This is a genomic window from Mannheimia cairinae, from assembly GCF_028649535.1.
Lineage (GTDB): Bacteria > Pseudomonadota > Gammaproteobacteria > Enterobacterales > Pasteurellaceae > Mannheimia > Mannheimia cairinae.
Window position 1 is genome coordinate 216,589 of the sequence record NZ_JAQSJE010000002.1, and the last position, 19,670, is coordinate 236,258.

22 protein-coding genes and 1 riboswitch are annotated in these 19,670 nt (G+C 39.3%); of the genes, 12 read left to right on the top strand and 10 right to left on the bottom strand.

All coding sequences use genetic code 11. From position 1 onward, the window contains the following. The first annotated feature begins 12 nt into the window (after window positions 1–12). Window positions 13–1,023: an NAD(P)H-dependent glycerol-3-phosphate dehydrogenase gene (gpsA, locus tag PTQ27_RS03225; RefSeq protein ID WP_273749257.1), complete on the top strand. Its 1,011-nt coding sequence runs from the start codon at window positions 13–15 to the stop codon at window positions 1,021–1,023. A gap of 9 nt (window positions 1,024–1,032) precedes the next feature. Continuing rightward, a complete protein-coding gene (gene cysE, locus PTQ27_RS03230; protein ID WP_273749258.1) occupies window positions 1,033–1,848 on the top strand; it encodes a serine O-acetyltransferase in 816 nt (271 codons plus the stop codon). A 72-nt stretch (window positions 1,849–1,920) separates the two neighbouring features. On the opposite strand, the gene PTQ27_RS03235 is transcribed toward cysE, so the two are convergent. From PTQ27_RS03235 to PTQ27_RS03255, 5 genes are read right to left on the bottom strand one after another with little or no spacing between them, the layout of a single operon-like run. Next, window positions 1,921–2,256: a carboxymuconolactone decarboxylase family protein gene (locus PTQ27_RS03235; protein WP_273749259.1), complete on the bottom strand. Its 336-nt coding sequence runs from the start codon at window positions 2,254–2,256 to the stop codon at window positions 1,921–1,923. A 21-nt stretch (window positions 2,257–2,277) separates the two neighbouring features. Continuing rightward, window positions 2,278–3,282 carry an SLAC1 anion channel family protein gene (locus PTQ27_RS03240; RefSeq protein ID WP_273749260.1) on the bottom strand — a complete coding sequence of 335 codons (1,005 nt, stop codon included), beginning with the start codon at window positions 3,280–3,282 and terminating at the stop codon, window positions 2,278–2,280. Window positions 3,283–3,296: 14 nt separating this feature from the next. Continuing rightward, on the bottom strand, window positions 3,297–3,644 hold the full coding sequence (locus tag PTQ27_RS03245) for a DUF5368 family protein (protein WP_273749261.1): 348 nt from the start codon (window positions 3,642–3,644) through the stop codon (window positions 3,297–3,299). A gap of 10 nt (window positions 3,645–3,654) precedes the next feature. After that, the gene (locus tag PTQ27_RS03250; protein ID WP_273749262.1) at window positions 3,655–4,998 is read right to left on the bottom strand and encodes an NAD(P)/FAD-dependent oxidoreductase; all 1,344 of its coding nucleotides are present in this window, start codon (window positions 4,996–4,998) and stop codon (window positions 3,655–3,657) included. A 12-nt stretch (window positions 4,999–5,010) separates the two neighbouring features. Then, the gene (locus PTQ27_RS03255; RefSeq protein ID WP_273749263.1) at window positions 5,011–5,229 is read right to left on the bottom strand and encodes a YgaP family membrane protein; all 219 of its coding nucleotides are present in this window, start codon (window positions 5,227–5,229) and stop codon (window positions 5,011–5,013) included. A gap of 154 nt (window positions 5,230–5,383) precedes the next feature. Between PTQ27_RS03255 and PTQ27_RS03260 the strand changes: the two genes are divergently transcribed. Then, window positions 5,384–5,686 (top strand): ArsR/SmtB family transcription factor, encoded by a 303-nt coding sequence (locus PTQ27_RS03260; protein WP_273749264.1) that lies wholly within the window; start codon window positions 5,384–5,386, stop codon window positions 5,684–5,686. A gap of 142 nt (window positions 5,687–5,828) precedes the next feature. On the opposite strand, the gene PTQ27_RS03265 is transcribed toward PTQ27_RS03260, so the two are convergent. Together PTQ27_RS03265 and PTQ27_RS03270 are read right to left on the bottom strand one after the other, a co-directional pair. Next, on the bottom strand, window positions 5,829–6,452 hold the full coding sequence (locus PTQ27_RS03265) for an HI_0552 family protein (RefSeq protein ID WP_273749265.1): 624 nt from the start codon (window positions 6,450–6,452) through the stop codon (window positions 5,829–5,831). Window positions 6,453–6,665: 213 nt separating this feature from the next. After that, window positions 6,666–7,052: a helix-turn-helix domain-containing protein gene (locus tag PTQ27_RS03270; RefSeq protein WP_273749266.1), complete on the bottom strand. Its 387-nt coding sequence runs from the start codon at window positions 7,050–7,052 to the stop codon at window positions 6,666–6,668. Between the two features lie 155 nt (window positions 7,053–7,207). Between PTQ27_RS03270 and PTQ27_RS03275 the strand changes: the two genes are divergently transcribed. Both PTQ27_RS03275 and PTQ27_RS03280 read left to right on the top strand, forming a co-directional pair. Continuing rightward, window positions 7,208–7,759 (top strand): opacity family porin, encoded by a 552-nt coding sequence (locus tag PTQ27_RS03275; RefSeq protein WP_273749267.1) that lies wholly within the window; start codon window positions 7,208–7,210, stop codon window positions 7,757–7,759. Window positions 7,760–7,775: 16 nt separating this feature from the next. Continuing rightward, window positions 7,776–8,225, top strand: a complete 450-nt coding sequence (locus PTQ27_RS03280; protein WP_273749268.1) for a DUF2846 domain-containing protein — start codon at window positions 7,776–7,778, stop codon at window positions 8,223–8,225. A gap of 71 nt (window positions 8,226–8,296) precedes the next feature. Here PTQ27_RS03280 and cgtA read toward each other — a convergent pair whose 3' ends face one another. Together cgtA and argS are read right to left on the bottom strand one after the other, a co-directional pair. Beyond that, window positions 8,297–9,475, bottom strand: a complete 1,179-nt coding sequence (gene cgtA / locus PTQ27_RS03285; protein ID WP_273749269.1) for an Obg family GTPase CgtA — start codon at window positions 9,473–9,475, stop codon at window positions 8,297–8,299. Between the two features lie 99 nt (window positions 9,476–9,574). Beyond that, window positions 9,575–11,302 carry an arginine--tRNA ligase gene (gene argS / locus PTQ27_RS03290; RefSeq protein ID WP_273749270.1) on the bottom strand — a complete coding sequence of 576 codons (1,728 nt, stop codon included), beginning with the start codon at window positions 11,300–11,302 and terminating at the stop codon, window positions 9,575–9,577. 43 nt (window positions 11,303–11,345) lie between these two features. On the opposite strand from argS, the gene PTQ27_RS03295 reads away from it, so the two are divergent. The 3 genes from PTQ27_RS03295 to PTQ27_RS03305 are packed head-to-tail and all read left to right on the top strand — an operon-like array spanning window position 11,346 to window position 12,734. Beyond that, window positions 11,346–11,936 (top strand): VOC family protein, encoded by a 591-nt coding sequence (locus tag PTQ27_RS03295; protein ID WP_273749358.1) that lies wholly within the window; start codon window positions 11,346–11,348, stop codon window positions 11,934–11,936. A 27-nt stretch (window positions 11,937–11,963) separates the two neighbouring features. Then, the gene (locus PTQ27_RS03300) at window positions 11,964–12,428 is read left to right on the top strand and encodes an outer membrane lipoprotein (protein WP_273749271.1); all 465 of its coding nucleotides are present in this window, start codon (window positions 11,964–11,966) and stop codon (window positions 12,426–12,428) included. Window positions 12,429–12,458: 30 nt separating this feature from the next. After that, window positions 12,459–12,734, top strand: coding sequence for a deoxyribose-phosphate aldolase (locus PTQ27_RS03305; protein WP_273749273.1), 276 nt, complete (start codon window positions 12,459–12,461; stop codon window positions 12,732–12,734). Window positions 12,735–12,822: 88 nt separating this feature from the next. Here PTQ27_RS03305 and PTQ27_RS03310 read toward each other — a convergent pair whose 3' ends face one another. Then, window positions 12,823–13,809 (bottom strand): amidohydrolase family protein, encoded by a 987-nt coding sequence (locus PTQ27_RS03310; RefSeq protein ID WP_273749275.1) that lies wholly within the window; start codon window positions 13,807–13,809, stop codon window positions 12,823–12,825. 300 nt (window positions 13,810–14,109) lie between these two features. Beyond that, window positions 14,110–14,253, top strand: a riboswitch (TPP riboswitch). A gap of 44 nt (window positions 14,254–14,297) precedes the next feature. On the opposite strand from PTQ27_RS03310, the gene thiB reads away from it, so the two are divergent. From thiB to PTQ27_RS03330, 4 genes are all read left to right on the top strand, one after another. Beyond that, on the top strand, window positions 14,298–15,251 hold the full coding sequence (gene thiB, locus PTQ27_RS03315) for a thiamine ABC transporter substrate binding subunit (RefSeq protein WP_273749276.1): 954 nt from the start codon (window positions 14,298–14,300) through the stop codon (window positions 15,249–15,251). 195 nt (window positions 15,252–15,446) lie between these two features. Continuing rightward, window positions 15,447–16,187 (top strand): pyruvate formate lyase 1-activating protein, encoded by a 741-nt coding sequence (pflA, locus tag PTQ27_RS03320; RefSeq protein ID WP_273749277.1) that lies wholly within the window; start codon window positions 15,447–15,449, stop codon window positions 16,185–16,187. Window positions 16,188–16,314: 127 nt separating this feature from the next. Beyond that, window positions 16,315–18,387 carry an oligopeptidase A gene (gene prlC / locus PTQ27_RS03325; protein ID WP_273749278.1) on the top strand — a complete coding sequence of 691 codons (2,073 nt, stop codon included), beginning with the start codon at window positions 16,315–16,317 and terminating at the stop codon, window positions 18,385–18,387. A 95-nt stretch (window positions 18,388–18,482) separates the two neighbouring features. Then, on the top strand, window positions 18,483–19,640 hold the full coding sequence (locus tag PTQ27_RS03330; RefSeq protein ID WP_273749279.1) for a chorismate mutase: 1,158 nt from the start codon (window positions 18,483–18,485) through the stop codon (window positions 19,638–19,640). Window positions 19,641–19,670 lie beyond the last annotated feature (30 nt).

Below are 19,670 nucleotides of genomic sequence, written 5' to 3' on the forward strand. Positions count from 1 at the left end.
TTTGAGGATAATATGAGTGAAATATATTCTGCTCCAATTACGGTTTTAGGTGCAGGTTCGTATGGAACTGCATTGGCGATAGCACTTTCTCGCAATGGACACAAAACCTATTTATGGGGGCATAATCCTGAAAAAATGGCAAAGATTGCACAAGAAAGAATGAATCAAGATTTTCTGCCTAATATTGTTTTTCCTGAATCATTAACAGTTTCACCAGATTTAGAATTTGTTTTATCTCAAGCAAAAGATTTGCTGATTGTTGTACCTAGTCACGTTTTCTCGGAAGTATTGGCTCAAATCAAGCCCTTTCTTACAAAAGAACATCGCATAATGTGGGCAACTAAAGGGCTAGAACGTGATACAGGGCGATTATTACAAACTGTTGCAGAAGAAATTTTAGGAAAATCTTATCCACTAGCGGTGCTTTCTGGGCCAACCTTTGCTAAAGAATTGGCCGCTGGCTTACCAACGGCAATTTCACTTGCCTCAACCGACCCAATATTTGCAGATGAAATGCAACAACGTATCCATTGCTCGAAAGCGTTTCGAGTTTACCTCAATAACGATATTATTGGCGTACAACTAGGTGGGGCAATTAAAAATGTGATTGCGATAGGCGCAGGAATTTCTGATGGTATGGGCTTTGGTGCAAATGCTAGAACGGCTTTAATTACTCGAGGGTTAGCAGAAATCAGCCGCTTAGGTGTTTCTTTAGGGGCGGATCCAAAAACTTTTACCGGAATGGCTGGGCTTGGGGATTTAGTCTTGACTTGTACCGACAACCAATCTCGTAACCGTCGCTTTGGTTTAGCCTTAGGGCAAGGTAAAGAAGCCCAGGCTGCGATTGAAGAAATTGGGCAAGTAGTAGAAGGGTTTTACAATACGAAAGAAGCCTATTTATTAGCTCAAAAGCAGGGTGTTGAAATGCCTATTGTAGAGCAAATTTACCAAATGCTCTTTTGCCAAAAAAATGCAAAAGAGGTGGTAACAACATTATTAGGTCGTGAGCGTAAAGGCGAATAAAGAGGATATATGGATAAATTAGAAGTTGATAAAATTTGGCACGAAATTCGAGTAGAAGCTCAACAATTAGTTGAATGTGAGCCAATGCTAGCAAGTTTCTTTCATTCTACTATTTTAAAACATAACCACTTAGGTGGTTCTTTAAGCTATATCTTAGCAAATAAGCTTTCTAACTCCATTATGCCGGCCATTGCTCTAAAAGAGATTATTGAAGAAGCTTACCGAGCAGATCCGCAAATTATTCACAGTGCTGCCTGCGATATTAACGCGGTACGCACACGAGATCCAGCAGTAGATAAATGGACAACCACCTTACTCTACTTAAAAGGATTCCACGCATTACAAAGTTACCGAGTGACTCACTATTTGTGGAATCAAGGCAGACAAGCTCTTGCAGTTTATTTGCAGAATGAAATTTCGGTGGCATTCGATGTTGATATTCACCCTGCTGCCAAAGTAGGTTGCGGCATTATGTTTGACCACGCGACCGGTATTGTGGTTGGGGAAACCTCTGTTATTGAAAATGATGTATCTATTTTACAAGGTGTAACTCTTGGTGGCACAGGTAAAGAACACGGCGACCGTCATCCTAAAATTCGAGAAGGGGTAATGATTGGTGCTGGAGCTAAAATTCTCGGCAATATTGAGATTGGACGTTATTCTAAAATCGGAGCTAATTCTGTGGTGTTGCAACCCATTCCAGATCACGCAACCGCAGCGGGTGTACCGGCTAGAATTATTGGAAAATCTTCAGAGCAAAAACCGGCATTTGATATGAACCAATATTTTGAAGATGAACAAGGGCTATTTGGCGACGGGATTTAGAAAGCAAGCGGTTAAATTTTGTAAAAAAATTGCAAAATTTAACCGCTTGTATTTTGTAGTTAGATTTAATATTTAACGTTGGCTTTCAACTGCTTCAAACGCTCTTAATGCGTAAGCATAAGCGGCACCAGCGTTGGTTTCGATAGCGGTTGCTAATGCTCCAGCAATCTCGCTGTCAGTGGCTCCTGCTTTGATTGCACCTTCAGCGTGAACGCTAATACAGCTTTCACAACGAGTCGTTACCGCCACGGCAAGGGCGATCAGCTCGCGAGTTTTCGCATCTAACCCTTCTGCCGCAGAAGCACCGTTTAATGCCCCCATTGCCTGCAACATTTTCGGGTGGGCTTGTGCCATTTTGCCGAAAGCTTGTTTGGTAATTTGTGTTTGTTCTTTCCAGTCAGTAAACATAGTTTGCTCCTTGTGTTTCATTTAGTCGGGTTGGAAAACGCTACCTTTTATCACTTCTCGTAACGTTCTCACGGTTAAATACGTAATAATAATGGTGCTGATTGCCAGCATCACACCGCCGATAATGTGGTAATAACCAGCCATAGTTTCATTTGCCAAACGGCTCATTTCAAGGCTGGCAATGGTAAATGCCGTCAGTGGGAATGAGTAGCCCCAGGCTGAAAGGAAAAACGGTGTACTTAAAAATAATCGTACTTTTAAGGCTAAAAACAGCGTCCAGAACATCGCAAAGAAATACAGGATTTGTCCGAACGGGGCGAGTTCGCCAACCAATTTGGTGTAGCTGATAAAGCCGATTGCCGGTGGTGCAATCAATACAAACAGTGTCGGATTTAATTTTGTCGGTAACGGATCGGCAAAAAACATTCGATACAGCACGATAGTCAGCAACACGATCCAAAACAGAAAACCGATGCTGAAAAAGAACCAGTTCACATCGCTTGGGGCATAATGCACACCCACCACCGGCACGATAATATTGCCCACCACAGGAATAAACCACGCAGGGGTAATTTGCGGTAATTTAAACTGGGTTTTGAAAATCCAACGGTCGATGACAAAGAGGGTAAAACCTAAGTGCAAGACGATCCCTACTGTCCACAAACTTTGTGAAACTGTGACGGAAGCCGGCTTCCACGCCACCGAGAGCAAGAGCAAACCGATTGAAATCGCCGTTAAAAAATTCATTTTGACCGGGTGTAAACTGTCTGCCTTTACCTGTTGTGGAAAGTGTAACCCTTTAAACAGATAAATCATTGTCAGGACTAGCCAAACCAAACTGGCGAGATAGCGTAAAGCGTCGCTAACAAGGCTTGGCAAGCCTAAGACTTCGTGTCCTTTATACCAAGCGATCGTCAGCCCGGTCAGCCCCATCACACTGGCAAACAGTGCGACGGGAAAATTTGCCAATTTTTGACCGCTTGCCGGGCTTTCCGCCGTTTGTGGCGGATTTATTTCATTTAACATTGTGCCTTCTTAGCCTATTTGGCATCTCTAAATAGCCAGCCTTTTATGGTGTAAAACAGAATGGCGAAGCCGAAGAAATTGACCGCATAAGTGCCGAGTAGGGCAAAAGCATCAATAGGGGCACCGATGTCGGACAAACCGGATTGTGTCAGCCAAAACAGTACGCCGACCCCGATAAATCCACCGATGAAGCCGACCACTTCCGCCTGCACTAACCTTTTGATATGGAGGCCTTTTTCTTTAACCAGTAACATAACTAGGGCAACGGTCAGAATCACGGCTAAAACCAAGAGTGGGTAAAATGTCCACGCTAACATTTCTTGTACTACGGCAATGACCATTGTCAGTTCTAAACTATTCATTTTGTGCTCCTTAGGCTTTACCACGCAACATACTCAGATAAGTCGGTTTTAACCCGATTGTTTCCAACAACCAGCTGGTCCACGAATCTTCTAGCGGGTGGATAATGCCGGGGAAGGACGGTTGCAAATTATTGTTGTAATCAAATTCCACCAACATTGCTCGTCCGACTTGGGTAATCAGAGGGCAAGAAGTGTAACCGTTGTAGATCATTTGGCTTTCTTTGCCTTGCAGTTCACAGATTAAATGATCAACGGCCACCGGTACTTGCCATTTAACGCTGGCGGCAGTTTTGCCTTTTGGCACGCCAGCAATATCGCCGACCCCGAAGACATTCGGATAACGGACGTGGCGGAGAGTGCTTTTTGAGACTTCCATCCAGCCTTCGTCTTTCCATTGTCCGCTTTGCCACGCAAGAGGCGAATGACGCACCGCATCTGGGGCGACCTGTGGCGGAATCACGTTAATAAAATCATAAGGTAGTTCGACTTTGCCTTCGTTTTTGCTTTCAAAAACCGCAATACGTTTGGCCGGATCAATCGCTTTAAGAATACGGTGGTAGTGATAATGGATACTGCGTGCTTCAAACATCATACGTACTTTTTCAGACACAATCGGCACACTGAAAAACGAGCCATTGTTGCTGTTGTAACTAATATGCGATTTGGATAATGTACCACGACGGTGGAGATAATCTCTCACAATGAACGTATATTTTAGCGGTGCTCCAGAACATTTCATTTCAGTGTTCGGACGCATCAGTACCGCATTTCCCCCTTTACGGCTGAATTCATCAAGCAGTTTCCACGTTTTTTCCGCCCCGACCGGGCTATGGTAAATACTGCCCAGACCATTGGTCCCGATTAAGTTGGTATCCATTCCTTCAATGGCACTGTAATCCAGTTTTAAACCGGTGGTAACGAATAGATAGTCGTAACGTAGCGTTTCGCCGTTGGATAACTGGACTTGATTGGCATCAGGATCGAATGTCTCCACTTTTGCCTCGATCCATTTTACCCAAGACGGCAGATAATTAGCGGTATCGGATACCGAATAATCGGCCGATTTTAATCCGGCGGCAATCAGTGTAAAGCCCGGTTGGTAAATATGTTTTTTATTCGGTTCGGTAATAATGATTTCGGCTTTATCGTCTAAACGTTCAGCAAGACGAGAAGCGGTTGCCAGCCCTGCTGCTCCACCGCCGGCAATCACGATTTTGACCGAGGCAGACACTTTCGGCTCGGCTTGGGCAGATTTTGGCAAAAACAGACCGCTTGCAGAGGCGGTTAAGCCTAATGTACTGCCCTGTAAAAACAGACGACGAGTGCGGTCGATATTGTGCATATTGTCAGACATAGTGCCTCCTTATTATTCGGCTTTATTATTTCTTTTTAACGGACAGACTGAACAAGACGTATCGATGCCAAGTAAGCTATATAGCCCACAACGGGAAAATAAACCGCTTAATAGCACGATCACACCTAAATAGCCCCAAGCACCGACTGTGCCGGTTACCGCAAGGATCGTAAGTAATGCCCCGATCACAATGCGTAACATTTTGTCTATTCCACCTACATTTGCTTTCATAAAGGTCTCCTTATGTTTATTTTATTAAATATCAATATATTGTTATATAATATTTTTTTTATATAATGTTTTTGTGATTGAAGTCTGTCAATTATTTTTTTAAAATAAAGGTAGATTTTTTTAGTTATTAAATGGAAAACTGGTGGGAACCGAAATGAATGAAATTTTTGAAAAGGCTGGGGAGGCAAGTAATTTTCTAAAACTATTAGCTAATCCAAATCGATTAGCTATTTTATGTTGCTTACTGGAAAAAGAATGTAATGTTAGCGAATTATGTCAAGCGATTGGCATACCCCAGGCGGCAACTTCCAATCAATTAGCAATATTGAGAGAGGCGGGAGTTATTGTGGCAGAAGTAAAACATCGGGAGCGAGTTTATAGGATAGTTGATGATAAAGCAGAAGCAATTTTAAAGGTACTGCATCAGTTTTATTGTGAAGTACCTATGAAAAAATAAGATATTCTGATAGATAGCCTTATTTATATTAACTTTTTAACAGATTATTTACGAGTATAAGCGTGATTAAAATGTGATTTAAAATTGCTAGGTTCAGTATAAATGAACAATTTTAATAAGTTTTATTTAGTAATTTATCTTTTTATTTATTTTGATGGCATTTCTCATAAAGTGGCAATAAATCTCGAATGGTTTGATAGATAAATTCCACCGCATCAACCCTATCTAGATCAGCTTTTTCGACATTACGTCCGATACACCAAAAATCCTCTTCATCGCTTAATATAATTTTGTTAATTGGAAGATCTTTTACTTTTTGGAAATCGGCATATTCACTTTCTTTCCCATTCCAAATCTCAAATTCCTGAAAAGTGTTTGGATCTAAATTTTCCAACCATTGATTATATTGTTGCACATTGATCTGCGAACGATCTGCCCGATAACAGTGCCAATCTAAGCAAACCTGTAAACGGCGACGGTTTAAAATAACTGAAAGAATAGCAGCGGAATTTTTATTAAATTCATATTTATAATAAGCAAAAAAATGTGCCCGAACCTGCCAGCCATTACACCAACGTTCAATATGAGGTTCTGCAAAAGGCTGCCCAAGCTGACGAGAAACTTCCAAATTCAGCTTTTTCCAAATTTCCCACTGCTTTTTATAATCTGCCTTAATACGAGGAATTTCCTCAGGACAATATTTTTTTAACTGCGAAAACTGAAAAAACGGAATATTAAATAAATCACAAGAGCTTGAGTTAAGCATAGCTTTCCTTACATTTGATATAGGCTGAAGGTAGAATGTTGTGTGCTTTCAAATCTCCCCCAGCCCCTCTTTTCTAAAGAGGGGAGCAGAAACATTCAAATACAATACGCAAACCGAAGAGTCGTTTTAAGGAAGATTTTATATAGACAAGCGGTTATTTTTCTTTAGAATTTTGCAAATTCTTATTAAAAAATAACCGCTTGTAGATGTTTCTTATTTACTTTCTAATAATGTAATGATCTTTTTTAGTGATTGAATCTCTTGATCTTTCTGAGTTAGTAGTTCGTCTTTGTGAATAAGGGATAATTTTAGTTTTTCAATCTCAATAGTTACTGCATCAGTACTGCTATAGTAATTTAAAGAGTTATTGTCACAATTTTCATTCATATAGAAAAATAACCCTTTCTCAGAATCTACCAAATCAGACAAATTCATATTAAAAATTTGAGCAATCTGCACGAGCTTATCGTAATGTAACTTTGTTTCACCTCGCTCAATTTTTGCATAGCCACTTAGTGACATATTCATCTTACTCGCCATTTCTTCCTGCGACCATTGGCGGATTTCTCGCATTAAGCGGATTTTATCGTGCATTCCCATTGATTTATTTCCTCATAAATTGAGTAATTTTAACTACAAATTAGGTGGTTATTTGTCTGGTTTGGTTCTGGTTAAAAATAACTCTTTTTCTTAGAATTTATTTGCATTCATTAATGCAATTAACGTTATTTTCACACATTTATAGGGACTTATCTATGAAAAAATTATTAATCGCTACATTAGTTTCAACTTTTGCATTATCAGCTCAAGCACAGTGGTATGTTCAGGGCGATCTTGGCTATTCTAAAATCGCGGATGATTCAGATTTAATTGATGATTCTGTTTTTACGCAACGTATTAGTGTAGGTTATGATTTTGGTGGGTACCGTATTGCTGCAGATTATACTAATTTAGGTAAAACTAAAAATGATGTTTCATATTATTCAAATTTTGAAATATCTACAAAAGTAAAATCTTTAGGTATTTCAGCTATTTACGATTTCAAAAATAATTCAGATTTTACTCCTTATTTAGGTGCTAGATTAGCCTATAATAAAGTAGATATTAGTGTATCAGGAGCTAGTTATCGTTATTATAGTAATATTTCAGTAAGCGAAAGTGCTTCTCGTGTTGGTGCAGGTGTATTAGGAGGAGTTCAATATAAATTAACTGATAATCTTAAGCTTAATTTAGGTGCTGAATATAATCGCTTAGCCTCTGATTTTGCTCAAGTTGGTGTAAATGCTGGTTTACGTTATAACTTCTAGTTTGTGAACGCTAGTAATGAGAAAATTACTTCCAAAAGCAAGTTTACTTGGTCTTATTCTACTTTTAAATGCTTGTGCTACAGTGCCAATGGCTTCCAAAGGAGAAAGTGATAAGGCAAAAGAATTTACTACACCAGGTAAAGCTCAATCAGGTCTTTATATTTACCGTGATTCTTTTATGGGGCAGGCTCTTAAAAAGAATATTTATGTTGATGATAAATTTATCGGTGAATCAGCCCCTGATGTTTTCTTTTACAAAAAAGTAAAGGCGGGAAAACATAAGGTTTCAACGGAATCTGAATTTGGTAATAATGATTTAAACATTACTACTGAGGGCGGAAAAAACTATTTTATTCGTCAATATATTCGAATGGGAGTTTTCGTTGGGCAAGCTGGTTTAGAGCTGAAATCTGAAGAAGAGGGCAAAAAAGCTGTTTCTAAGCTAGAAATGGCGATTAGCCATTAACAAACAAGCGGTTATTTTTGTTCAGAATTTTGCAAATTCTTACTAAAAAATAACCGCTTGTAGTTTATGAATTAACGACGCTCGTAAATGATTTCTACACCTTCGTCGTCTTCTTCAGACCAATCATCGTCCCAGTCGTCATCCCAATCTTCTTCTACCGCATTTTGCATTGCTTCGTTATGGTAGTCTTCCCATTTGAATTTGACTTCGTCCGCTTCTTTGTTTTCATCTTCTAGCTCACGAGGGTTAGCTTCGATGAAGTCCATAATATCACGGGTAAGATTTTGCACGTTTTGCCCTGTTGCTGCGGATATTAAGTAATAATCGCCTTCCCAGCCGATTTGTTCTGCAATTTCTTTTGCACGCTCAGCCGCTTCCTCTTCGCCGATGGTGTCGATTTTATTGAACACTAACCAAGTCGGTTTTTCTGATAATTTTTCGCTGTACTGATAAAGTTCAGATTCAATTACCGAAATGTTGTGAGCCGGATCGCTTTCATCAATCGGCATAATATCGACTAAGTGAATTAAAATACGGCAACGCTCTAAGTGTTTTAAGAAACGAATTCCTAAGCCGGCACCTTCCGCCGCACCTTCAATTAAGCCGGGAATATCGGCAACCACAAAACTACGATCTGAACCAACACGAGCTACACCTAAACTTGGTACAAGAGTTGTGAATGGATAATCGGCTACTTTTGGTTTGGCGGCAGAAACGCTACGGATAAAGGTCGATTTGCCCGCATTTGGTAAACCTAGCATACCTACATCAGCAAGCAGCATTAGCTCTAATAATAAATCACGTTTTTCGCCCGGTGTACCGTTGGTTTTTTGGCGAGGTGCACGGTTTACGGAAGATTTAAAACGAGTATTCCCCAAACCGTGATAACCACCTTTTGCTACTAGCATTTTCATACCGTGTTTGGTTAAATCGCCAATCACTTCTTGGGTGTCGTTATCAATCGCACGGGTTCCAACTGGCACTCGTAAAGTAATATCGTTACCACGATGCCCAGTACAACCTGAACTACGACCATTTTCGCCACGCCCTGCGGCATAACGTTTTTCAAAACGGTAATCGATTAGGGTGTTAAGGTTTTCATCAGCAATTAAATAGACATCGCCACCATCGCCACCATCGCCGCCGTCGGGCCCGCCTTTTGGGATATATTTTTCACGGCGGAAGCTAACACAACCATTTCCACCGTCGCCTGCTTCTACACGAATCAGGGCTTCATCAATAAATTTCATTAATTTGTTCCTTTTATTTTACTCCCCTCTTTAGAAAAGAGGGGCTGGGGGAGATTTGATTAAGTATTTTCTGACCTCCCCTTTATAAGAGAGATGTTGTTACATTTTCTCTACTGTTTTAATACCTAATAAATCTAAACCTTGTTTTAAGGTTTTAGCCGTTAAAGCGGCTAATGCTAAACGACTGTTTTTTACGTTTTCTTCGGCATTTAGAATTGGGCAAGCCTCGTAGAAACTTGAGAATTCGCCGGCTAATTCATATAAGTATTGGCATAAAATATGCGGCATTCCGTCTTTCGCTACACCATTTAATGCTTCTTCAAACTGCAATAATTTAACCGCTAGCGAACGTTCTTTTGGCTCGTTTAATTGAATACTTGAAGTCAGGCTTTCTGCATCAATATTGGCACGGGCGAAGATTGAACAAATACGAGTGTAGGCATATTGCATATATGGAGCGGTATTACCCTCAAATGTCAGCATATTATCCCAGTCGAACACGTAGTCGGTGGTACGGTTTTTCGATAAGTCAGAATATTTTACCGAGCCAATCGCAACTGCCTCTACCACGGCAGCTTTTTCATCTGTTGTTAAATCGGTTGAACGTTCTGAAATCAGTTTATCTGCACGCTCTACCGCTTCATCTAATAAATCTTTTAATTTTATCGTGCCACCAGTACGGGTTTTAAATGGCTTGCCGTCTTTGCCTAACATCATTCCAAAGAATGGGTGTTCAAGGCTGAACGAATCTGGCACGTAGCCTGCTTTACGAGTAATCAGCCACGCTTGTTGCATATGTTGTGCTTGGCGAGAGTCTGAGAACACTAAGGCACGGTCTGCTTTTAGCGTTTCATAACGGTATTTCGCTGCTGCCACGTCGGTGGTGGTGTAGAGGAAACCACCATCTTTTTTCTGAACGATAACGCCCATTGGATCGCCGTCTTTGTTTTTAAATTCCTCTAAAAAGACGACTAAGGCTCCATCATCTTCCACCGCTAAGCCTTTTGCTTTTAAGTCTGCCACAATTTCAGGCAACATTGGGTTGTAAAGGCTTTCGCCCATTACATCTTTTTCCGTTAAGGTGACGTTTAAGCGATTATAATTTTCTTGGTTGTGGTGCATCGTAATATCGACAAGCTTTTTCCACATCGTACGGCAATATTCATCGCCACCCTGTAATTTCACAACGTAGTTTCGGGCTTTTTCGGCAAAGGCTTCGTCTGAATCGTAGTTTTCTTTTGCTGCACGGTAGAAGGCTTCTAAATCGCTAAGCTCCATTTCGCTGGCATTTTCGTTTTCCATTTTTTCAAGGTAAGCAATTAGCATACCGAATTGGGTTCCCCAATCGCCGACGTGGTTGGCACGAATAACCTTGTTGCCTAAAAATTCAAGGGTGCGAACTACTGCATCGCCAATAATGGTTGAACGTAAATGCCCTACGTGCATCTCTTTTGCTACGTTTGGCGAAGAGTAGTCGATCACAATAGTCTGCGGATTTGTAGTTTTTATGCCAAAATTGACCACTTGTAGAATGCTACTTGCGTTAGTCGCCAACCATTCTTGGTTTAAGAAAATATTGATAAACCCCGGGCCTGCAATTTCTAATTTTTCAGCAATGCCTTCTAAATTTACGTTATCTAAGATTTTCTGTGCAAACTCACGTGGGTTCATTCCTAATTTTTTGGCTGCCCCCATAGCACCGTTGGCTTGGTAATCCCCAAATTCGGGCTTTCCAGATTGACGCACTAATGGCTCAACATTCACATCTGCACCTGCCGCAATCATTGCCTGTTTAATTTTATCTGCTAAAATTTGTTGAATATTCACTATATCTAACCTATTAAATTTGACTCACAAAAAAATGGACAAAATTATATCAGAAAACGCAAAATTTTTCGAGAAAATGACCGCTTGTTTTGGCGATTTATCACAATTTTCCCAAAAAATAGAACAAATTGCAGAGATTGCAGGAATTGATTTATCGCTTTATGAAATTGATCACTTAGCCGTACGAATGAATGAGGCTGAAACCGCAGAGCAATGGAAAACGATGCTGTTAGAAGGGGCTTCTTTATTAAAAGAGAGCGAGGTTAATGGCAGACCCATCGGTTTATTTACACTTAAACAAGCGGTTAAATTTTGCGGGAAAAATGTAAATATTATTGAATTGCCTTTCCCCAAAGATAAGGTTTACTCACAGCAAGGTTGGGAGCATATCGAGCTTGTTTTTCCGATGCGGGAACAGGAAAGCGTAGAGCAATGGGTAGAACGAACGCTGACTCACTTTAAACTAGCAGAAAATAGTGATTTGCGATTGAAAATCAGCCAACCGAAAGCCCAAGGCGAAGCATTACCGAACCCAAGTATTGCAATTAGCTTGAGAAATGTAACTTTTTGTAATCTTTGTTGTCTAAAGCTGCATCCTTATGATATAAAGAATATTGTTATGTCAGAAATGTAATTTTTGGTGTATTTTTTGGAGAACAAAATGAAAAAATTAGGTCTAGTTGCTGCGTTAATGTCAAGTTTTGCTTTAGTCGGTTGTGCAAATACAGATGTATTTAGTGGCAGTGTTTATACAGCAGGTCAAGCAAAAGAAGCTCGTTCTATTACTTATGGTACTATTGTTTCGGTGCGTGATGTTAAAATTCAAGCAAATAGCGAAGGTGTAATTGGTACTGTTGGCGGCGGTGTTTTAGGTGGCGTTGCTGGTAATGCTATTGGCGGTGGAAGCGGTCAAGCGATTGCAACTGCGGTTGGTGCTGTTGCGGGTGCTATGATTGGTAACCAAGTTGAGCAAAAAGTGAATCAAGCGGCTTCATTAGAAATGGTGATTCGTAAAGATGATGGCAAAGAGATCGTTGTTGTCCAGAAGAAAGAAGATGGCTTTGTGCCTGGTAAGCGTGTAAGAATTGTTGGGTCAAATTCAGACTTAAACGTTTCTCTGCTTTAATTTTATTTTTTACTTGAGGATTTATTTATAATGAAAAAACTTTCTTTAGCTGTATTAGCATCGTTAGTTTTAGCAGCTTGTACTGCAGAAGTTTATTCTGGCAAAGGCAATGCAACGGTATTATCTAGCAAGCCTTTATCAAACGATACTGTTGAGCTAGTTGTTCAAAGAGATAATGGTGAAAACGTAACCTTAACTCGTAAGGTTGATGCTCACGCAGCTGTTGGTGCTCGTGTTTACCTTGCTGATGAAATTAAAAATGAGGATGCTGATGTAAAAACAATCAGACGTTATGAGTTTAAATAATATTTATTTATCATAGCTTTTAAGAATCGGCATTTAATGATTGAATTAAATGCCGATTTTTTATTACTTTGTACAACTAAGTTTTACATTACAGTAACCCTAAAACCTTTCTACCATTAATGCTGGCAATATTTGACATTTCTTCTAAATTAGTAAAACGGCAACCAGCAGAGAGTAGGCTGAGTTCTTGCCACATATCGCCTTCACAGAGTGGTACCATATAATCACAGATATTATCTGTACCGATAGCCACCGTAATGCCTTCGGGAATTAGCTCATCAGCAGGGGTTAAAGCATTATGGAATGGCTGTAAATCTTCTTTTCTTCCGCTGTCAATCCACGCCATTGGGCAGGCAATTACCATCATTTGGCTATCACGCATTTTTTGGTAAAGCATTTTGCGATATTCTTTCGGGTGAGCCCCAATAGAAATGCCGTGAATAGCAACTACTTTTCCTTGCATTCCGTGTTCAATCGATTTATCGCATAATTGCTCGGTTTCTTTCTCTTTTGGTGAATTAAATTGATCGACGTGTACGTGCAACATTTTACCTAGCGATTTTGCCTTATCCATTAGAATATCCATCGCCTCTAGGCCTTTGCCGTAATCTAATTCATCACGATATGGCAATCCACCAATCATATCCACCATTTCAGAACCAATATCAAACCATTTTTTAGCGGTAGGTTCTATAACGCCCTTTAAGGTTTGGTTGGCAAATTTTAAGATAATATCGCTTTTATAAACCTCTCGGGCTTTATGAGCGGCAATAATTGCTCTATCTTCACATACTTGGTCAATATCAACAAAAGTACCAAATGCAGTTACCCCTTGTGAAATCATCAGTTCAATGGCTTGTGAAAAACGGCGGTAGTAGTCATCAACAGTAGAATTACGTTTAACTTCATCGACTAAATCCCATTTTTGTTGAAGGTTTGCATTTTGGTACACAGTAATTTTTTCAGGTGTCATCGTAAAGGCTCGGTCTGCGTGAGCGTGTGCATTTACCCAGCCCCCTTTTTTGATAATTTCATCACGAATATGACCTTTTAGTGTACGGATTAATTGACTCATTGGTATGCTATTCCTCTAATATTGTAAGTTTCGGCAATAAACATTGGTGTTTACTGAAAATATAACGGGTAAAAAAAATCGCCTTAAAAAGCGATTATTAAAAGATTTAGAAATGAATAAAAAAACAGCTACGCCTCGTGAAACGATGCGTAGCTGAATAGAATTAGGTTTTATAGGGGTATGATAATAATTCATTTCTAGTTCCTTGTTTGGACTAGGGCGATAGTATAAATATTTTTAATTAAAATAGCAAACGTTTGCGGAGTGTTGAAATTAATTTTTAAACTTCTTACAATGCATTAGTTCTCATTGGGGTGCAACAAGCGGTTGATTTCTTTTAGAAATTTGCAAATTTTTTATAAAATTAGACCGCTTGTGGCTGAGAAATACCCATAGAACCTGATCTGATTAATATCAGCGTAGGGATTTGAGATAGCAACTTGTCTTTCTTAAATCCTTCTATTTATTGATTTTAGAAGGAAAATGCAATGAAACGTATCTTATCTACCATAGCATTATTAAGTGCTACCGCTTTTGCTAACCAACCAACCTTAACCGTTTATACTTATAGCTCTTTTGCATCTAAATATGGGCCGGCCCCGAAACTTGAGCAAAATTTTGAGAAAGAATGTAGTTGCGATCTAAAATTTATGCCTTTTGATGATAGTGTGACGATGTTTAACCGTTTACGTTTAGAGGGAGCAAAAACTAAAGCGGATGTTGTAGTTGGTATTGATAACTTTTTACAACCAGAGGCCGAAAAGTCCGGCTTATTTAGTGAACATAATGCAAATACAACACTTGAGCTGAAAGATAAAATCTTTTTCCCTTATGATACCGGTTCTTATGCTTTTATTTATGACAAAGAAAAGTTGGCAAATCCGCCTAAAAGTTTAAAAGAACTAGTTGAACGTCAAGATTTAAAAGTGATTTACCAAGACCCAAGAACCAGTAGTGTTGGGCGAGGTTTTTTATTATGGATGAACCATATTTATGGCGAAAAAACACAAGAAGCTTGGAAAACATTAGCCAAACATACGGTAACTGTTGGCAAAGGTTGGTCTGAAACCTACGGTGCATTTTTAAAAGGGGAATCTGATTTAGTATTAAGCTATACAACCTCCCCTTTGTATCACCAATGGCACGAAAATACAGATAAATACGTTGCAGCACCTTTTGAAGAAGGACATTTAGTGCAAGTTGAGAATGCTGCTATTGTAAAAACAAGCCAACAAAAAGAGCTGGCGAATCAATTTTTAGCTTTTTTACATAAGCCAGAATCGCAACATATTATTTCGTACCATAATGTAATGAACCCAGTCCTAAATGAAGGTGTAGATGAAGCATTTAGCAAAATGCCTACTTATAAAACAATAGCCTTTGAGCAACCTTCAACAGAAACTATCCAACAATGGCTTTCACAGTGGTCAAAAAGTTGGTAAATATTATTAAGAGATGTTTTTGAGCAATAATGCTGCGTTATTTGAAATATCAACCGCTTCTAAGCCTCCTTTATGGAGGTTTTATTTTTTTATAACGTAAATTTAATTAACAAAAATCAGTCTTTCCTATTGATTTCTGCTAAAATAAAGGCAATTTTAAATTTATCTTTTTAAGATTCAACAGAGGAAAATTAAATGTCTGTATTAGGTCGTTACCACTCTTATGAATCCTGCGGTACGGTAGATGGACCAGGGATCCGCTTTATTCTTTTTTTACAAGGTTGTTTAATGCGTTGTAAATATTGCCATAATCGAGACACGTGGGATCTTGATGGCGGCAAAGAAATTAGTGTTGAAGATTTAATGAAAGAAGTCACAACCTATAAACACTTTATGAAAGCAACAGGTGGCGGTGTTACGGCATCTGGTGGAGAGGCCGTTCTACAAATGGAATTTGTGCGTGATTGGTTTAGAGCTTGTAAAGCAGAAGGCATCAATACTTGCTTAGATACCAACGGCTTTGTGCGTAACTATAGCCCTGTGGTTGATGAAATGTTAGAGGTAACAGATTTAGTGTTACTGGATTTAAAACAACTTAATGATGAAATTCACCAGGATTTAGTCGGCGTTTCCAATAAACGTACGCTAGATTTCGCCCGTTATTTGCAAAAATTAAACAAACCAACTTGGATTCGTTATGTGGTTGTGCCGGGCTATACGGACGATGACGATTCCGCTCACCGTTTAGGCAAATTTATTCAAGGTATGGAAAATATCGAAAAGGTGGAAATGTTACCATACCACCGTTTAGGTGCACATAAATGGGAAACCTTAGGTTATAAGTATGAGCTAGAAGGTGTCCTTCCTCCGCCGAAAGAGACGTTAGAACGTCTGCAAAAAATTATTGAAAGCTACGGACACACCGTTAAATTCTAATTTCAAGCGGTTAAATTTTCTGATTATTTTGCAAAAAATAAGGGAAATTCGACCGCTTTGTTTTTCTATTAAACTTTGTGTATTATCGCAGAACAAATTATTCATTTTGACCATAAAAGGAAAAATAATGACTAACCCTCTTTTAAATTACACAGGCTTGCCTGCGTTTTCACAAATCAAACCAGAACATATTCAAGTTGCCGTTGAAGCGGTAATTAAAGAATGTCGTGAAACTGTTGAAGCAGTTGCTAAAATTGAAAATCCGACTTGGGAAAATTTTTATCTGCCACAAGCAATGGCGGGCGATAAATTCTCTCGTGCGTGGTCGCCAGTCGGGCATTTAAATGCAGTGAAAAATTCCCCAGAACTGCGTGAAGCTTATCAGGCTTGCTTACCATTATTATCTGAATACAGCACTTGGGTGGGGCAACATCAAGGCTTATATCAAGGTTATGTGAAATTAAAAAATAGCCCTGAGTTTGAAACTTATTCGGTAGCCCAGAAAAAAGCGATTGAAAACAGCCTACAAGATTTTGAATTATCGGGCATTTCATTACCAGCAGATAAACAAAAACGCTATGGTGAAATTTCCGCTCGTCTATCTGAACTCAATTCACAATTTAGCAATAACGTGCTAGATGCAACAATGGGTTGGGATATTGTGATTACCGATGAATCACAACTTAAAGGCTTGCCAGAATCTGCTCTTGAGGCAGCAAAACTTTCAGCAGAAAGCAAAGGCAAAAAGGGCTACCGCTTTACCCTTGAATTCCCAAGCTATTTGCCGGTAATGACCTACTGTGAAAACAAAGAGTTACGTGAAGAGATGTACCGTGCCTTTGTAACCCGTGCCTCAGATCAAGGCCCGAATGCAGGCAAATGGGATAACAGTGCTGTGATCGATGAAATCCTTAAATTACGTCACGAAAAAGCTCAATTACTCGGTTTCAACACCTATTCAGATTATTCCCTTGCCACCAAAATGGCAGAGAATCCACAACAGGTATTGGATTTCTTAAATGATTTAGCCACTCGCTCAAAAGCACAGGGTAAAAATGAGTTATGTGAATTGAAAAAATTTGCGGCGGAAAACTTTGGTGTTACTCATTTTGATTTATGGGATATTACCTTCTACAGCGAAAAACAAAAACAAGCGTTATTCTCAATTAACGATGAAGAACTTCGCCCTTATTTCCCTGAAGATCGTGTATTATCGGGCTTATTTGAAGTAATTAAACGCATTTTCGGTATGCGTGTAGAAGAGCAACAAGGTGTTGATGTTTGGCATAAAGATGTGCGTTTTTTCAATATTTTTGATAAAAACGACCGCTTGCGTGGCTCATTCTATTTAGATTTATACGCTCGTGAAAACAAACGTGGCGGTGCTTGGATGGACGATTGCATCAACCAAAAACGCTTGGCAGACGGTACGCTACAAAAACCGGTGGCTTATTTAACTTGTAACTTCAACAAACCGATTGGCGATAAACCAGCTCTCTTTACCCACGATGAAGTCACAACCTTGTTCCACGAATTTGGACACGGCATTCACCATATGTTTACCGAAATTGAAGTCGGCGATGTTGCAGGCATTAACGGTGTGCCTTGGGACGCAGTTGAGCTACCAAGCCAATTCTTAGAAAACTGGTGTTGGGAAGAAGAAGCTCTTGCCTTTATTTCAGGGCATTATGAAACGGGCGAGCCATTACCAAAAGAAAAATTAGATCAACTATTAGCGGCGAAAAACTTCCAAGCAGCAATGTTTGTGTTACGTCAGCTAGAATTTGGCTTGTTTGATTTCCGCTTGCATACGGAATACGACCCGAACAAACAAGGTCAAGTATTAGCTTTATTAAAAGAGATTAAAGAACAGGTCGCCGTAGCAAAAGGTGTAGATTGGGCAAGAACTCCACACAGCTTCTCGCATATTTTTGCAGGCGGTTATGCGGCAGGCTACTACAGCTATTTATGGGCGGAAGTGCTTTCTGCCGATGCTTACTCTTGTTTTGAAGAAGAAGGTATTTTCAATGCCAAAACAGGGCAATCGTTCTTAGAGAATATTCTAACCCGTGGCGGTTCAGAAGAGCCAATGGTGCTATTTGAACGTTTCCGAGGCAGAAAACCAACCCTTGATGCACTCCTTCGCCATAAAGGTATTTTAGGCGATGTCAAAGTGGTTGAGTGTGTTTCAAAAGCATAAATAGCGTTAAGCAAGCGGTCGAATTTTCTAAAAAATTTGCAAAAAAATAATATTTTTTGACCGCTTGTTTGTTTAATTTTTACAGAGAATGAACAATGTCTTTAGATTTATCCGATATTCGAACACAAATCACCACTCTTGACCGTAACCTCTTAAAGCTATTGGCGGAACGCCACCGTTTAGCTTTTGATGTGGTGCGTAGCAAAGAAATTACTCAAAAACCCCTGAGAGATTTAGAGCGTGAAAAAGCACTATTGCAAGAATTAGTGAATTTTGCCGAAGCAGAAAATTATCAGCTTGACCCACAATATGTGACCCAAATTTTCCAACGCATTATTGAAGATTCGGTACTTACCCAACAACATTATCTGCAAAACAAATTAAATGCCCAGAAAGAAGAGCAAGTTTCGATTGCGTTTTTAGGTATGCGTGGTTCTTACTCTAATATGGCATCTCGCCAATTTGCTAAGAAATATCAAGAATCTTTAGTTGAGCTAAGTTGCGGTTCTTTTGATGAAGTGTTTGAAAAAGTCAGCAAAGGTGAGGCGGATTTTGGCGTACTACCGTTAGAAAATACCACTTCCGGTTCGATTAACGAAGTGTATGATTTATTGCAACATACCGATTTAACCTTAGTGGGCGAACTTGCTTACCCGATTAAACATTGTGTATTGGCAAATGGTAATATTGATTTGGCGGAAGTGGATACGGTTTATACGCACCCACAACCGGCTCAACAATGTAGCCAATTTTTAGCAACACTTAATAAAGTGCATATTAAATATTGTGAAAGCAGTTCACACGCAATGCAAATGGTAGCTCGTTTAAATAAGCCGAATATTGTGGCATTAGGTAATGAAGACGGTGGGAAATTATACGGTTTAACCAATATTAAAACGGATATTGCAAATCAGCCTAATAATATTACCCGTTTTATTGTGCTGGCAAAAAAGGCAGTTCAGGTTTCACCACAAGTACAAACTAAAACATTGTTACTGATGACAACTACTCAGCAAGCTGGTGCTTTAGTTGATGCCTTAATTGTTTTTAAAACACACAATATTCGTATGATGAAGCTAGAATCTCGCCCAATTTACGGTAAGCCGTGGGAAGAGATGTTCTATGTTGAATTAGATGCCAATATTCATTCTGAAAATACCCAAAAGGCTTTAGTTGAATTGGAGAAGGTTACCAGCTTTTTAAAAGTGTTAGGCTGTTATCCAAGCGAGATTATTGAGCCTGTTAAGTTATAACAGAACATTGAATACTACTATCTCATTGTA

Coding starts and splice junctions, on each gene's coding strand:
- PTQ27_RS03235 (WP_273749259.1), bottom strand. CDS start 2,256: ATGTTTACTGACTGGAAAGAACAAACACAAATTACCAAACAAGCTTTC.
- PTQ27_RS03265 (WP_273749265.1), bottom strand. CDS start 6,452: ATGCTTAACTCAAGCTCTTGTGATTTATTTAATATTCCGTTTTTTCAG.
- thiB (WP_273749276.1), top strand. CDS start 14,298: ATGAAACGTATCTTATCTACCATAGCATTATTAAGTGCTACCGCTTTT.
- PTQ27_RS03260 (WP_273749264.1), top strand. CDS start 5,384: ATGAATGAAATTTTTGAAAAGGCTGGGGAGGCAAGTAATTTTCTAAAA.
- PTQ27_RS03330 (WP_273749279.1), top strand. CDS start 18,483: ATGTCTTTAGATTTATCCGATATTCGAACACAAATCACCACTCTTGAC.
- PTQ27_RS03240 (WP_273749260.1), bottom strand. CDS start 3,282: ATGTTAAATGAAATAAATCCGCCACAAACGGCGGAAAGCCCGGCAAGC.
- pflA (WP_273749277.1), top strand. CDS start 15,447: ATGTCTGTATTAGGTCGTTACCACTCTTATGAATCCTGCGGTACGGTA.
- cgtA (WP_273749269.1), bottom strand. CDS start 9,475: ATGAAATTTATTGATGAAGCCCTGATTCGTGTAGAAGCAGGCGACGGT.
- PTQ27_RS03270 (WP_273749266.1), bottom strand. CDS start 7,052: ATGGGAATGCACGATAAAATCCGCTTAATGCGAGAAATCCGCCAATGG.
- cysE (WP_273749258.1), top strand. CDS start 1,033: ATGGATAAATTAGAAGTTGATAAAATTTGGCACGAAATTCGAGTAGAA.
- PTQ27_RS03280 (WP_273749268.1), top strand. CDS start 7,776: ATGAGAAAATTACTTCCAAAAGCAAGTTTACTTGGTCTTATTCTACTT.
- PTQ27_RS03250 (WP_273749262.1), bottom strand. CDS start 4,998: ATGTCTGACAATATGCACAATATCGACCGCACTCGTCGTCTGTTTTTA.
- PTQ27_RS03255 (WP_273749263.1), bottom strand. CDS start 5,229: ATGAAAGCAAATGTAGGTGGAATAGACAAAATGTTACGCATTGTGATC.
- PTQ27_RS03245 (WP_273749261.1), bottom strand. CDS start 3,644: ATGAATAGTTTAGAACTGACAATGGTCATTGCCGTAGTACAAGAAATG.
- PTQ27_RS03275 (WP_273749267.1), top strand. CDS start 7,208: ATGAAAAAATTATTAATCGCTACATTAGTTTCAACTTTTGCATTATCA.
- prlC (WP_273749278.1), top strand. CDS start 16,315: ATGACTAACCCTCTTTTAAATTACACAGGCTTGCCTGCGTTTTCACAA.
- PTQ27_RS03310 (WP_273749275.1), bottom strand. CDS start 13,809: ATGAGTCAATTAATCCGTACACTAAAAGGTCATATTCGTGATGAAATT.
- PTQ27_RS03300 (WP_273749271.1), top strand. CDS start 11,964: ATGAAAAAATTAGGTCTAGTTGCTGCGTTAATGTCAAGTTTTGCTTTA.
- gpsA (WP_273749257.1), top strand. CDS start 13: ATGAGTGAAATATATTCTGCTCCAATTACGGTTTTAGGTGCAGGTTCG.
- PTQ27_RS03305 (WP_273749273.1), top strand. CDS start 12,459: ATGAAAAAACTTTCTTTAGCTGTATTAGCATCGTTAGTTTTAGCAGCT.